11 protein-coding genes and 2 pseudogenes are annotated in these 14,362 nt (G+C 40.6%); 10 read left to right on the top strand and 3 right to left on the bottom strand.

The window, feature by feature from the left end:
* Positions 1 to 149 precede the first annotated feature (149 nt).
* Positions 150 to 860, top strand: a complete 711-nt coding sequence (locus JCM16418_RS04040) for a hypothetical protein (RefSeq protein ID WP_036646453.1) — start codon at positions 150 to 152, stop codon at positions 858 to 860.
* A 66-nt stretch (positions 861 to 926) separates the two neighbouring features.
* On the opposite strand, the gene JCM16418_RS04035 is transcribed toward JCM16418_RS04040, so the two are convergent.
* Both JCM16418_RS04035 and tatC read right to left on the bottom strand, forming a co-directional pair.
* On the bottom strand, positions 927 to 1,133 hold the full coding sequence (locus tag JCM16418_RS04035; protein ID WP_036646450.1) for a twin-arginine translocase TatA/TatE family subunit: 207 nt from the start codon (positions 1,131 to 1,133) through the stop codon (positions 927 to 929).
* Entirely contained in the window at positions 1,126 to 1,884 is a 759-nt protein-coding gene (gene tatC / locus JCM16418_RS04030) for a twin-arginine translocase subunit TatC (RefSeq protein WP_052020038.1), read from the bottom strand. The genes JCM16418_RS04035 and tatC overlap by 8 nt, the downstream gene beginning before the upstream one ends.
* 112 nt (positions 1,885 to 1,996) lie before the next feature.
* Between tatC and JCM16418_RS04025 the strand changes: the two genes are divergently transcribed.
* Entirely contained in the window at positions 1,997 to 2,746 is a 750-nt protein-coding gene (locus tag JCM16418_RS04025; RefSeq protein ID WP_036646447.1) for an SDR family NAD(P)-dependent oxidoreductase, read from the top strand.
* Positions 2,747 to 2,819: 73 nt separating this feature from the next.
* On the opposite strand, the pseudogene JCM16418_RS04020 reads toward JCM16418_RS04025, so the two are convergent.
* Positions 2,820 to 3,424, bottom strand: a pseudogene (locus JCM16418_RS04020) (pentapeptide repeat-containing protein).
* A 400-nt stretch (positions 3,425 to 3,824) separates the two neighbouring features.
* Here JCM16418_RS04020 and JCM16418_RS04015 point away from each other — a divergent pair.
* From JCM16418_RS04015 to JCM16418_RS03980, 8 genes and pseudogenes are all read left to right on the top strand, one after another.
* On the top strand, positions 3,825 to 5,435 hold the full coding sequence (locus JCM16418_RS04015) for a response regulator (protein WP_036646444.1): 1,611 nt from the start codon (positions 3,825 to 3,827) through the stop codon (positions 5,433 to 5,435).
* On the top strand, positions 5,435 to 7,231 hold the full coding sequence (locus JCM16418_RS04010) for a cache domain-containing sensor histidine kinase (RefSeq protein ID WP_036646441.1): 1,797 nt from the start codon (positions 5,435 to 5,437) through the stop codon (positions 7,229 to 7,231). Before JCM16418_RS04015 ends, JCM16418_RS04010 begins: the two co-directional genes overlap by 1 nt.
* Positions 7,232 to 7,237: 6 nt before the next feature.
* On the top strand, positions 7,238 to 8,221 hold the full coding sequence (locus JCM16418_RS04005; protein WP_052020037.1) for a substrate-binding domain-containing protein: 984 nt from the start codon (positions 7,238 to 7,240) through the stop codon (positions 8,219 to 8,221).
* 27 nt (positions 8,222 to 8,248) lie between these two features.
* The gene (locus tag JCM16418_RS04000; protein ID WP_036646438.1) at positions 8,249 to 9,544 is read left to right on the top strand and encodes an extracellular solute-binding protein; all 1,296 of its coding nucleotides are present in this window, start codon (positions 8,249 to 8,251) and stop codon (positions 9,542 to 9,544) included.
* A gap of 211 nt (positions 9,545 to 9,755) precedes the next feature.
* Positions 9,756 to 11,111: an ABC transporter substrate-binding protein gene (locus tag JCM16418_RS03995; protein WP_081765315.1), complete on the top strand. Its 1,356-nt coding sequence runs from the start codon at positions 9,756 to 9,758 to the stop codon at positions 11,109 to 11,111.
* 99 nt (positions 11,112 to 11,210) lie between these two features.
* Positions 11,211 to 12,112 (top strand): annotated as a pseudogene (locus tag JCM16418_RS03990) (carbohydrate ABC transporter permease).
* 28 nt (positions 12,113 to 12,140) lie between these two features.
* Positions 12,141 to 12,986, top strand: coding sequence for a carbohydrate ABC transporter permease (locus JCM16418_RS03985; RefSeq protein WP_036646435.1), 846 nt, complete (start codon positions 12,141 to 12,143; stop codon positions 12,984 to 12,986).
* Between the two features lie 147 nt (positions 12,987 to 13,133).
* Positions 13,134 to 14,360, top strand: a complete 1,227-nt coding sequence (locus JCM16418_RS03980) for an MFS transporter (RefSeq protein WP_052020036.1) — start codon at positions 13,134 to 13,136, stop codon at positions 14,358 to 14,360.
* Positions 14,361 to 14,362: the final 2 nt, after the last annotated feature.

Below are 14,362 nucleotides of genomic sequence, written 5' to 3'. Positions count from 1 at the left end.
TTGGTGTTACCTCCTACATCGAATGTCCAACCTCAATCATTGGGTTAATCATCATTTATTTGCTATATTTCCTCAAAATCCCACAAATAATACATGCGCTTAAAGATAAAAATAAGGCATCAAAGATACCATATTCAGGAGGGATTCAAATGAAAGGAACATGGGTCAAAGTAATCGTCCCTGCTTTCTGTATTGCCATGACTTTGTCTGCCTGTACAGGCATGCAGCAGCAACGTCAGAAGGCACAATCCGTCAGAATGCAATCACAAACTGTGCAACCTTATGGTGAACATCATCAATTAAACAGTATTGATGTCATCCCAAGAATTGATGGGGATAAAGTTTATACAACGAACCGAAAGGGTACGACTTATAGTGGGATGGGCTCTCAACTATACAGTCATATAGGAACTTCAAGTATTCATAACAGCGGAGGAGCCAGTACAATTGAATCCAAATTAAATGCGGCCGGTTTGTCTGGTGTAACTATATTGGTACTTGGAGATTCGGTCTATGTAGGAGATCCAAACCAGCAAACCCATATTCAAAACTCCAAGCCTCAACAGAGCAAAATCCTAAGTCCTAATGAAGGATTGTCAGGTAAAGGCTACATGAGCTCTAAAGGTTCAGGCCCGGCAATAGGTACAAGAAATATCAACGAAAGCAATTCCAGTCTGACACATCAAGAAATTAAAGAACTATACGGAGAGCATGTTCAAATCTATACTGTGCATAACAAACAAGCCATCGCGGCTATGAATCGGGTGAAGACATCCCTGAAATCAGGCGCTTCAAAGAATACATTGAGCAAAGATATTGCCCTTATTCTGAAGCATGCTGATAAGGAAACGTCCAAATAATATCATATAAAAACACCTCCCACCCCAGGTTTTGGGTGGGAGGTGTTCTGTTCTATTGAAGAGCTATTATTTTTTGCTTTTCTCAAGTAGTGTTTCTGGTTCCCCCACAACCTCTGCTGTAATTTCTTCAACAACTCCCTTTGTAGAAGAGCGAAATTCACGCAAAGTATCGCCCACTGCACGTCCCAACTGTGGCAGCTTAGATGGTCCGAATACGATCAGGGCTATCATAAGGATAATCATGAGCCCTGGAAGCCCAATATTGTTAAACATGGTTTGTCCCTCCTTCTGGTTCCATACGATTCATATCGAGTTCCCTTTTATTCACATACCATGCCGAGACAATGATACTGATCTCGAACAAGAGTATAAGGGGAATGGTTACGGATAAATGTGATACGAAATCAGGTGGTGAAATCATTGAGCCTACAATAGCTAAGCCCAGATAAACATATTTCCTTATTTTTTTTAACTGAGCCGGATGAATGATCCCCAGCCTAGTTAAAAATAAAACGATGGCCGGCATTTCAAAAGCCACAGCGAGTGGAAATACGACATTGAACATGAGTGAGAAATACCGATCTATTCCGTAGGTCTCCACTGCGCCAATGGTCTTGTTCATTTTGGAGAGGAACGAGACCATCATAGGGAATGCTACAAAGAAGCTAAAAGCCACTCCAATGACAAACAGAAAAAAAGACAGAGGCACGAACCATATGGTTTTCCCCGCTTCCTCATTTGTAAGCCCAGGTCTGACAAACGCCCAGATATGATAAAGCGCAAGTGGCAAGGTCAGGAATATCGCGACCAGAAAACCGCATTTCATATAGATGAACATACCATCTGTTAGTGAGAATACGTTCCATGAGATATGGGTAGTTACCCGTTGCCCCTTGATATACAAGAGGATGTTTGGCGACAGATACAAACCAACCGCCAAAGACATCATGAAAAAGAGACTGACCCAAATCAATCGCTTCCGTAGTTCTGAAAGATGGGAGACCCACTCGTCACTACTGAGCATAATTCGCCTCCTTCCTTAAAGCTCTTGCTGTGTTGTTGACTGCTCAGCTTTATTGTATATCGTATCCATTTTTGAAGAATTATATCCAAATATGTCGAATGGAGGCCTGACCATGAAATTCAAAGACAAAACGATTCTGGTAACGGGGGGAGCAGGCGGTATTGGTAAAGGTATCGTCACTGCACTTGCGAAACAAGGAGCTCGTGTAGCCTTTTTCGACATCAACGAGGACAAAGGCAAAGCAACTGAGGAAGAGATTAATGAGATTACGGAGTGTATGTTTGTAAAAGTGAATCTGATGGATAAAGATGATCTGATTGCTGGCTTTAACAAAGTCATCGATAACTACTCGACCATTCACGGACTCGTGAACTGTGCTCAGGCGTCAAAGAATGTATCATTTATGGACACAACGGAGGCAGAGTTTGAGCTATCTTTTGGGACAGGGTTCTGGCCGACCTTCCATTTAATGAAGTTAAGCTACCCTCATCTGAAAGAAAACCAAGGTACCATTGTCAATTTTGCATCTGGTGCTGGACTTGAAGGTATGCCTACCCAAACCTCCTATGCCGCTGCCAAAGAAGCCATCCGCGGGATATCGCGTGTAGCTGCTACAGAATGGGGCCAAGACAACATTAATATTAATATCATCTGCCCCATCGCAGAATCTGAAGGTGTACGAGCTTGGAGGGAAAGAATGCCAGAGGCATATGATAAAATGGTTAATGAGATACCTCTGAAACGGCTAGGTGACTGTGAACAAGATATCGGTCGCGTCGTCGCCTTCTACTTAAGTGAAGAAGCGAAGTTTATTACCGGACAAACCATTATGGTGGATGGTGGTTCGGTTAAACTCCGTTAAATGATGATCTATGGATACATGAAAAAGACATCCAAATGAGGATGTCTTTTTACATTTTTGACTGAAATACCACTTAGTCTACTTTAGCACCATAGGCACGAGCTACATTTACGGCCTGCTCTAAATCAATCCGAACGCCTGTGAGATCAAATGATTTATAATCAACGCGATCCATCTTCGCTCCACGTAAATCTGCTCCTTTAAGCGTTGCCCTCGTCAGTCTGACTCCACTTAGATCAGCTTCTCGCAAATTCGCCTTCTGTAAATTGCTTTCACTCAGATCCGTTTCCATTAGGCGAATTCCCTTCAGTTCCTGCTTGGACAAATTTACATGACGTAAGTTCGTATAAGACCAATCCCCGCCCACGATTGTAATGCCATCCATCGACGCGCCCGCGAAATCACTGCCTACCATTTTGCATTCTTCAAATTTAGATACAAACAAGTTAGCACCCGTAAATCGGCAATTTGTAAAAGCAGAGCGAATATGGATGGAGCGTTAAAAGTCGCCCCGCCAAAGTCACATTCAATAAATTGACAGCCCGTCGTCCACGCTTCATCCAGTGAAGCACCACGGAAATTACACTTCGTAAATGTGCAGCCTTTCATTTCTCCATCTTTTATATCCGCCAGGCTAAAATCCACATTCGTATATTCTTGATCCGTATATTGATACATAAGTTCATCTCCTGAATCGAAACCGGTTATTCTGTTCTCTATTTCCATCTACCTCATCATTTTATCAACCCAATTTCGAATACTCAATAAGTAAAAAAACTATACCAAAAATTAAAAACCTATCCCGTAGAGATAGAAGGATTTATAATACATATGCAGTGAGTTTATGAACATCTGAGGATACTTATCACATGTACTAAGACATATGAACTAATTTTTAAATCCTTTTGTTTCGCTGTAAACAAAGCACTGATCGTTTGCTTGTATTCATAAGCTATCTTTTACAGTATAATTATTCCAGAATTATTACATCTTTGTGTACAATTGAAAATTTTCTGAAAATGAATGCAATAAACAGTTAAACACTATACTACTCGACCATGCATAAGGAGGTACCTCCATGTACAAAGTAATCATCGTTGATGATGAGGCAGTTGTCCGGGACGGATTGAAACGCACGATTGACTGGAACGCCCACGGTTTTGAGCTAATCGGAGATTACGCAAATGGTCGCGAAGCTTGGGAAGCCATTGAGCTAACATTACCAGACCTAGTCATTTCTGATATTTCCATGCCCTTTATGGATGGACTTGAACTGGCGGGAGCCGTCGCAGACGCTTATCCATATATTAAAATGATTATTTTAACGGGCTTTGATGAATTCGAATATGCGCAACAAGCTATTCGCCTGAAAGTGTCTGATTTTGTACTGAAACCGATTACAGCTCATGAAATCAGAGATTTACTTCTGAAGGTTAAACAAGAAATGGATGAAGAAACCCAGAGCCATGAAGATCTTAGTCGATTGTACAATCAATTGAAGCAAAGCATGCCTTTATTAAAAGAACGTTTTCTAGAGCGTCTTGTCGTGAATGGAATTCGAAATTCAGAAATGGAGGAACGATTTGCTTATTTTGGAATTCGGCCCTTAACTCCGCCCTACTTAATTATGGTAGCTGATATCGACGACTTTGGAATACGTCAAATCCGTGATAATGGACATGACACTGAAATTCTACGTTATGCAGCCTTCAACTTGCTTGAAGAAATATCATTACGTGAGAACCTGATGCTGTTCCGTACAAGAGAAGAACGAATGGTCTTGATTGTGACAGGTGAATCTGAAGAAAGTGCGCTTTATGAGCGTGCATTCCGTATTGCTGAAGAGGCCAGACATTTTATTGAAAAATACTTGAAATTCACGGTAACGATCGGTGTTGGCCAAACTTGTGAAATGCCAGAACAGTTAACCTTATCTTATAAAAGCGCAATTTCTGCGCTGGATTACCGCTTTCTATTAGGTAAGAATCGTGTACTTAGCATTCTCGATATGGAAGCTAGACCTTCCTTTCCTGATCAGCCTAGGGCCGATTGGGACCGTAAACTTGCTTCAGCCGTTAAGACAGGCTCGTTGCAGGATATCCACCAGCTAATTAGGGAACTAGTGATTGATCTGAAAAAGAGCCTAGTACCCATGGATGCCTGCCTATTGCAAATTCAAAAGGTTCTATTATCTCTATTGAATACGATTCAGGAACTTGGACTTCAAGACTACCGTCCGATTCTCTTAACTGATGTTTACAGATTCAAGACACTGGATGAAATTGAAGTCTGGTTAATCGATACATTAACCGCTGTCATGACCGCAATTGCAGATAACCGAAATCATTTTACGCTTACTCAAGTACGTAAGGCCGTTGATTATATTGAAACAAATTATGCGGATGAGAAAATGTCACTGCAGGATATCTGTCGCCATGTGCTTATGAGTACAAGCTATTTCAGTCTTGTTTTTAAGCAACATACCAGCGAGACATTTGTTGAATATTTAACGAGGACAAGAATGGAGAAGGCCAAAGAGATGCTCCAGCACACCTCACTTAAATTTTATGAAATTGCAGCGAAGGTCGGCTATGGCGACCCTAACTATTTTAGTATCCTATTCAAGAAACACGCGGGCATTACCCCGCGAGAATTTCGTGACAATCATGCGAAGGAGAGCTCCCAATAATGTCGAAGCATCGTGGGTCTCTTCTTCCCTTTTTTTCTTTTAAAAGTATCCAGTCCAGTATTTTCTTCACCTTCTCTTGCCTTATTCTCATAACCGTTCTGTTGACAAGCGTGAACAGCTATCGCCTTTCCGTCGATGCCATTGAAACGAATTCACAGAATTATATTCAAGAGATTATCAAACAAGTCAATTCGAATATTCAGTCATACATCGATAACATGGAGAATATCAGTTTACTTGCCATGACCAATAAAGACGTTAAATATTATATTTCAAATAACGCATTTATTAGCACTAGCGACCGCAGGCCTTATGAGAAGAGAATATCGGATTTATTTCAGGCTATTTTATATTCACGCAAAGATATCTCATCCATCATGGTCTTTGGTTATAACGGACACTATGTCTCGGACCGGCGCATCACCGTTCTTAATCCCTATACGAAACTTGAGAATCAATCTTGGTATCAGAATGCTAAATCCAAAGGTGGACAATCCGTCATTTCGCCTCCGCATATTCAGAACATCATTGATAATGAATACCGCTGGACGGTTTCTCTAAGTAGAGAGCTTAAAAGCACAGATGGTATTCAAGGTGAAGGTATATTTCTGGTCGATTTGAATTTAAGCATCATTAATGACATTTGCAGCAAGATTAACTTAGGTAAAAAGGGATACGTATTTGTTGTCGATGATGCAGGCAATATCATCTACCATCCTCAGCAACAGCTACTCTACAGTAATCTCCAGACCGAACAAATCACGAAGGTTATCCATGCTAAAAATGGTGAGTCCTTCAACGTAAATGATGATAAGGGAAAACGTATTTATTCTGTACAAGACACTAATTTCGGTTGGAAAATCGTTGGTGTCACTTACGCAGACGATCTAATTGTCAATGAGGGTACGATACGCAACTCTATTTTGCTGTATGCACTCGTAGGTATATTCTTTTCCCTCTTACTCTCTTTATTCTTATCCTATCGGATGTCTAAGCCCATTCGAATGCTACAACGCGATATGAAGAAAGTGGAGCGCGGCAATTTTGATATTCGTACGGAAATTATGGAGATTAATGAAATCGGGCAGCTCGGACGCTCCTTTAACCTCATGCTTGCTCAGATTAAAAATCTAATGCAAGAGATCATCCAGAACCAAGAGCACAAACGAAAAACAGAGCTCATGCTTTTGCAATCACAAATCAACCCTCATTTTCTGTATAACACGCTTGATTCCATTATCTGGATGGGTGAACAGAAACAACATGAGGAGGTTGTACTTATGACTTCAGCGCTTGCTAAACTGTTTAGAGCCAGCATCACCAAAGACAAAGAATTGGTTCCTATTCGAATTGAGTTTGAGCACATCACGAACTATTTGATCATTCAAAAAATGAGATATAACGAACAGCTTAATTATGAAATCAATATTGAACCTTCAGCGATGCCTTATATGACACTTAAGATTTTACTTCAACCCTTTGTTGAGAATGCGATCTATCACGGTATTCGCAACAAACCGGAACCTGGCAACATTACGATCCGAGGTTTTGAAAAGGAAAGCACGATTGTTTTCGAGGTAGAGGATGATGGTCAGGGTATGACACCCGAACAGCTCAAGCTCATTTGGAATCCCGACCCTACGTCAATCCGCAAGAAAACGTCCGGTGGAATTGGAATTAATAACGTCAATGAACGAATTAAACTCTATTTCGGCGATCAGTACGGAATTCAAATCCGTAGTGAATTGGAAGAGGGTACGTGCGTGACGATTACCATTCCCAAGTTAAAGGAGTAGCCTTTTATGCGCATACACCGTTCCACACTACTCATGGCTATCATATTTATTGTTTCGGTACTGTATATCATCCTGTATTTTAAACTGTTTATACCATCCGCTGAACAGGAACAGAACATTGCCGTCATTTTAAAAGAGCATAATATCCGGTCAGACTTCTGGCAGACGGTCAGTGCGGGAGCTGAAGCAGCAGCCAAAGAATCAGGAGCTCACATTACAATTACAGGTCCTCTTCAGGAAACGGACGCTGAGGCGCAGCTTGCTCTACTAGAGGATATCCTTCAGCAGAGTCCACAGGCTATTGTAGTCGCGCCCATTAATGACGACCGAATAACAGCAGAACTCAAAAAAATCCAAGATGCTGATATTCCTCTTGTGATTATCGATACACCTTTTAGTTTGAATTCTCCGCCCCCATTTGTTTCAAACGACCACATGGCTGCGGGAATTCAAGCTGGGCGTACGACAGCCACGGAGACGAATGGATTACCTAAAGCTGTCATTATTAGTGACTCTATTACGTCAGGAGTTTCCATTGAACGAGAAAAAGGAATTCGTAAATCGCTGCTTCCTTACAAACAAAGCATTTATGGAACTTTTTATTCCTCCGATTCCGAAGAAAGATCCTTTCTCATTGCCAAGGAATCGATGAATGAACACCCTGACCTGAATGCTATTATTGCCCTTAATGAATCCTCAGCGCTTGGAGCGGCCAAAGCCATTAAAGAGGCTAACCGCACCGGACTTGTCAAACTAATTGGTTTTGATACATCGATGTATGAAATTCGATTACTTGAAGAAGGAACCCTTAATGCGACTGTTGTACAACAGCCTTTTAACATCGGATATTTAGGTGTTCAAACTGGACTGAATATCATCAAAGGAAAGACCGTCAACCCAGTCACCTATACCAATTCCATTGTCGTGACTAAGGACAATATGTATTCTCCAGAAAACCAGAAGCTGTTATTTCCATTTATCGAGAAATAACTTAAACAGAAAGGTGTGCGAAGCACGATGCCTACCCGGCTCACGGTACGTTATGCGGCATTATCCTTCATATTATTAGCAATAACACCGCTTTTACTGTCTTGTTCAGATACAGAGCAGATCAAACCCGTATCGAAGGCGACTATAGACCCCATTGCTCATATTAACTTTATTGCATCCGAGTATAGCTCTGAGACAAGACCGCTCCTCGAAGGCTTGGTGCAGGATTTCATGTTGAAAAACCCCAATATTGTGATTGACCTACAAGTTGCGAATTGGGATATTCTAGATAGTATTTATACGACAATGATTAGCAAAAACCAGCCACCTGATCTATTAAATACGAATGTGTTTTCTCATTTTGCTTATGATGGTCTCTTGAATGATATGAACGATATTCTATCACCTGAACTCAGAAGCAAATTCTATCCAGATTTGATGAAGCTCGATCAATGGGATAACAAACAGTACGGTGTCCCTTATGTTTCTTCTAATCGCAAATTGTACTATAACAAGGAACTGTTCCGTGAGGCTGGCATATCCAAGCCACCTGCAACCTGGTCCGAACTAAAACAGGATTCGATGAAAGTAAAGAACACAGGGAAAGCCCATGGATTCGGTGTAGATCTAAGTGATAATGAAATCCAAGCCTATCTCTCGTATTTCTTCCTCGGGGCAGGTGGAGGATGGATCAAAGACGGTAAATGGAATATTAACTCCCCTCAGAATATTGAAGGACTGTCATTCCTTAAAGATATGTATACCGAAGGCTTAAGCGATCCAGATCCTACAGTCACCACACGTGATGAAAAACAACGTATTGTCGGTGATGGTAAGCTAAGCATGATGATATCTGGTAACTATTTCACTTCTGTCATGCCGAGGGAATTCCCTGGATTACAGTATGGATCTGGCTCAATACCGGTCAAGGATGGAGTACCACCTATCAATTTTGGTGTTCATGATATGCTCGTATCCTTTAAAACAGATCACACGGATAAAGAAGCGATCTCTAAATTTCTTGATTATCTTTACTCAGATCCAATTTACACGGAAATCATTAGCAGAGAGGGATTTCTACCTGTAACCAAAGATGTTGGGTCTCAAATGTCAGCCGCTAATCCATTAACGAAGCAAAATCTAACTGATTTGCGCACCGCGCAGTTCTATCCCGTTCAGCAACCTGAATGGCAATCCATTATGGATACTGCCCGTAAAATGGGAGATGCCGTACTACATGATCATGTCTCTCCCAAACAAGCGCTTGATCAGCTTCAGAAATTTGCAGAAGAGAAACGGCTAGAGAATACAAACAAACACTAATAGTGTCGAATCTAAAGATCAGAGAAATCTGGTCTTTTTTGTCGTACCCTTAATTATTTACTTCATGAAAAGAAGATAACAAAGAATTCATGGAAAATATTCGATGGAGGGAAGCGTCCCTTATCTCTATGATGATTATAGGCGCTGTAATACACAGAAAATGACTGGATATAGCGTTTGGCATTCAACTTATTAAGGAGGGTTATTCTTTATGATGTTAAAGAAAAGTTTGGCAACAGCGAGCCTTGCAGCATTGATGGTCGTGGCTCCACTTGCAGGTTGTGGTACTAAAGAAGAGACAAAGACTCCTGAACCAACAAAGACAGAAACAACACCAACTACGGATACAACAACAGATGCAGGTGCTAAAAAACTGACGGGTGATTTCGAAATTCAATACTTCGTCGGTGGTTATGGCGATAAATGGTGGAAGAAAGTTATTGAAGAATTCCAAGCAGCAAACCCTGATTTGAAAATCAAAGTCGATCAAGGTTCTAAAGTTAACGATCAAATGAAACCTCGTTGGGTTGGAGGAAATCCACCGGATTTCGTATACATCGACGGACCTAACTTGAATGACCGCCAAATGGTTGACGATGGCCAGCTTGAAGATTTAACAGATTGGTTGAAGGATGCTAAAAACGTAGATGGCAAGCTCATCTCCGACATTCTTGCTCAACCAGCGCAACAATTTGACGGTAAAGTATACGATATTCCTCTCGTATTGAATTCATGGGGTACGTTCTGGGATAAAGCTCTCTTCAAAGAAAAAGGATGGGAAGAGCCAACGGATTGGGCATCTTTCATAGCGGTTGCTGACAAAATCAAAGCAGCAGGTACTACACCATTTATCCACACAGGTAAATATCCATACTACATTAATGGTGCTATTCTGTATCCAGCTATCGTTTCTGCGAACAACAACGATATCTCTATTCTTCAAGACATGGCAGCTTCTAAGCCAGAAGCTTTCCAAAGCCCAGCTGTTATGACAGCATTGAAGAAAATTGTTGAACTTCGTGATAAAGGATTCATTGATAAAGCATCCATTCAAATTAACCACACGGATTCCCAAATGTTGTTCCTACAACACAAAGATGCATTCATTCCGAATGGTCTATGGTTGCCTAACGAAATGGCTAAAGATGTTCCAGGTGGATTCCAATTCGGATTCATTCCTTCAATCACTCAAGATGCTGGTGGCAAAGTTGTTGCCAACACTTCTACTGCTAACGTTGCAATCGCTAAAAATGCTAAGAACAAAGATGCTGCTAAAGCGTTCTTGTCATTTGTATTCTCTGAAGCACAAGCTTCCCAATGGGCAGAGCTTAGTGGTGCACCATCTAACATTAAAGGAGATATCAGTAACTCCAACGCTCCTAGCCATGTTAAGGATGCAGCTAAGTACCTAGTTGATCCTAACACTGTAGTTATCCCTGCGATCACGTACAACGTTGACGTTGATAAAGCGATGCAAGATGCTACAGATGCTCTTACAATTAGCAAAATCACTCCAGAAGAGTGGGTTCAACGTGTTGTTGATGTAGCTAAAAAAGTAAAGAAATAAAATAAAAATTTAGTAGTTTAATTACACGAAGGATGACGAGAATGGACACATTCCTCCGTCATCCTTCGTAAATTTATTTTGAAAGGCAGGTATAACCCGATGAAATTGGGAACGGCCATGTGGCAGCGCAAAATATTTATTCTAACCTTCATTCTTCCCACGTTACTGTTCTTCTGTCTGTTTACGATTTATCCTGTACTTCAGGGAATGTACTACTCTCTGTATGATTGGTCAGGTTCATCAGAGAACAAAACCTTTATTGGTCTGGATAACTTCAAAGAAATGCTACATGATCCGGTTATTTGGAACTCACTAGGTAACGATTATTTTCTTGTTGCAGGTAAAATTATTGGAATTATGATTTTAGCTACATTTTTTGCAGTCGCTTTAACGCGGTTCAAATTCAAATTAGCTAACTTCTTCCGCTCCATTTTCTTTATTCCAAATATCATTTCTGTTGTCGTTATCGGTGTACTATGGAATTTCATCTACAATCCACAAATCGGGTTTCTGAATTCCTTCTTGTCTTTATTCACTAAGGATAAAGTAGATATTACTTGGCTTGGTTTTACCAATCATACGATTTGGATGTTACTTCCTCCAGCCATTTGGGCTGGAATTGGATTCTATATGATTCTACTTATCGCAGCAATTCAAAGTATTCCTGAGTCTTATTATGAAGCATCCGCCTAGAAGGCGCAGGGCAATGGACGCAGTTCAGGCATATTACACTGCCCCTGATGTGGGAGCAAATGAAAGTCTCCATTCTGAATATTATGATGACAACCCTTAACGGTTCATTTGTCATTGTGCTCATTATGACTAACGGTGGACCTGATAATTCAACACAAGTTATGGGCTCCTATTTATATCAAATGGCTTTCACCCAATACCATTTCGGTTATGGTGCAGCTATCGGTGTGCTCATCCTCATCGTCTCATTAATCACAACTGTTATTCTACAAAAATTGATGCATCAAGAAACTGTCGAAATCAGCTGATTTCCAAATGCCCAGGAGGAAACGAACTATGAAATCAGGCATTTCAAATCCGATTATCAGAATTATTTTTTGGTCTATTTTAGTCCTTTGGGGAGTTTCAGTCATTTATCCCTTAATTTTTACATTTTTAGACTCATTGAAAGACAATGGACAATTCTTCACTAAAATGCCTTGGTCCTTACCTGATTTCCCACTCTTATGGAGTAACTTTACTTATGTATGGACAGAATTTAGCTTTGGCACCTACTTTTTAAATTCAATAGTTGTTACACTTGGATCTACTTTACTTGGGTTATTCTTAGCTGCTTCAACAGCATATGTATTAGCCAGATACCCATTTAAAGGAAGCAATGGACTATATCTGTTTTATATTTCTTCCATGATGATTCCATTCAGCTTAGCACTGATCCCTCTGTTCTTCTTGTTGAATAAGATGCATTTAACGAACTCATCCTTCGGGCTGATTCTAGTGTATGCCTCTACGCTAATTGCCTTTGGCATATTCGTACTCGTAGGATTCTTCAAAACCTTACCTAAAGAAATGGAAGAGGCTGCTTCAATCGATGGCGCATCCTACTTCGGCACTTTCTTTAGAGTTATGCTTCCTTTAGCCCAGCCAGGACTCATTACGGTTGGAATCGTTAATGTATTGAATATCTGGAATGAATACATCATTGGAACCATAATCGTTAATGACCCAGCACATTATACTCTACCTGTCGGTATGGCCGTTATGCAGGCTCAAATGCAATACCGTACGGAATGGGGACCATTATTTGCGGGACTACTTATTACGATTGTTCCTGTTCTTGTTATGTACATGTTCTTCCAAAAACAAATCGCAAGCGGTATTACAGCTGGTGCGGTTAAGTAAATTTGTTCTATACAAAATACAACCGAACTGTTAAATTTAGGACAAATAAACAAACCTTAGTCTGGAAACTCCACGCTAAGGTTATTGTTTTATCTAACTGCGACAGTTTTGGTTTCACCATGACGAATGACGAAAAGGGTGTAAATCGTGTCAAAGGACATACGTAAGCTACTGATCATGAATGCCATCTTCTCGATTATTTCCATTTATATCGGCATTTTTGTCAATCTGTATATTTGGGAATCAAATCAGGGAATCGGTGAAGTTTCTCTCTACAATTTATCGATGTATATTTGCTGGGGAATAACCTTTGCTTTTGCAGCAAGACTCATTACGAAATATTCTATTCGCGTACTGCTCTTTATTTCTGCCTTATGTGGAGCTGTCGCGTTTATTTATTTAATGACAGTACATTTCGATAACCGTGCACTCTGGATTACGTTGCTTGGCATTCCAGTAGGGATGATGTTCGGATTTTCCCAAGCTTCACAGAATCTAAGTATCGCAATGCAAGGTAAAGAGAGCGAATTTGCACCTTATTTTGCAGCTGTTAATATTACGGGTCAGGTTCTCAATATGGCTGTCCCCATCCTCTCAGCAGCAGTTATACAGGGCTTTGGATACCAAGGTTCTTTTGTAGTCATGTTAACCTTTATTATTATCATGCTTATCTACGCCGTCAGTATGCCTAGAATTTCGCTTCCTCCCAAGCAAGTACAACCTATTAAAGAACGTCGTGAACCCTTCTATACACTAGGATTTCGTTCTGCATTCGGCTATCCTGGTGCGAAATGGGTACTATGTTCTCTGCTCGCTGGTGGTGTGTTCTTACAGTTTCAGAACTTGTTCACGCTGCTATTCACCTTCTCCGTCACAGAGAATAAGCTTCTAATCGCGCTGCTAAATATGTGCTATACGCTATCCTCTCTGCTAGGACTTTATTTATACCGCAAAATTAAATTTAATGAGATGCGCTGGCTTTGGATCGGTACCTCACTACTCGCTATCGGTTTTCTAATCGTCCTTATACCTTATTCTCCTGCACTCATTATTTCCAATGTACTGACTTCCATTGGTATGTTCTACTTCTCCATTGTCTGGAATGCCCAACAGTTCAAATACATAAAACATTTAGATCCATCGAGACAAACGACCTTTTTAGTTTGGCGAGAATGTACGCTTGTCTTTACAAGGTGCATACTTCTTAGCCTTACCTTCTCACTAACAGAAATGAAGGGCATTGGCTTTGCTGCGATCATTCTTGTTACGCTTGGTTGCTTGATTGCTATACCTATTTTCCAAAAGCTTGCTGGCCGAGAAAATAGCCTATATGAAGAACATTTAAATAACCTGAATAATCAGCTTCATATATAAAT

It is taken from the genome of Paenibacillus pini JCM 16418, assembly GCF_000576305.1.
GTDB classification, from domain to species: domain Bacteria; phylum Bacillota; class Bacilli; order Paenibacillales; family Paenibacillaceae; genus Paenibacillus_AQ; species Paenibacillus_AQ pini.
Note: the sequence above shows the minus strand (reverse complement) of the source record. Positions and strands in the feature narration are given on the sequence as shown.

Coding starts and splice junctions, on each gene's coding strand:
- JCM16418_RS04040 (WP_036646453.1), top strand. CDS start 150: ATGAAAGGAACATGGGTCAAAGTAATCGTCCCTGCTTTCTGTATTGCC.
- JCM16418_RS04035 (WP_036646450.1), bottom strand. CDS start 1,133: ATGTTTAACAATATTGGGCTTCCAGGGCTCATGATTATCCTTATGATA.
- tatC (WP_052020038.1), bottom strand. CDS start 1,884: ATGCTCAGTAGTGACGAGTGGGTCTCCCATCTTTCAGAACTACGGAAG.
- JCM16418_RS04025 (WP_036646447.1), top strand. CDS start 1,997: ATGAAATTCAAAGACAAAACGATTCTGGTAACGGGGGGAGCAGGCGGT.
- JCM16418_RS04015 (WP_036646444.1), top strand. CDS start 3,825: ATGTACAAAGTAATCATCGTTGATGATGAGGCAGTTGTCCGGGACGGA.
- JCM16418_RS04010 (WP_036646441.1), top strand. CDS start 5,435: ATGTCGAAGCATCGTGGGTCTCTTCTTCCCTTTTTTTCTTTTAAAAGT.
- JCM16418_RS04005 (WP_052020037.1), top strand. CDS start 7,238: ATGCGCATACACCGTTCCACACTACTCATGGCTATCATATTTATTGTT.
- JCM16418_RS04000 (WP_036646438.1), top strand. CDS start 8,249: ATGCCTACCCGGCTCACGGTACGTTATGCGGCATTATCCTTCATATTA.
- JCM16418_RS03995 (WP_081765315.1), top strand. CDS start 9,756: ATGATGTTAAAGAAAAGTTTGGCAACAGCGAGCCTTGCAGCATTGATG.
- JCM16418_RS03985 (WP_036646435.1), top strand. CDS start 12,141: ATGAAATCAGGCATTTCAAATCCGATTATCAGAATTATTTTTTGGTCT.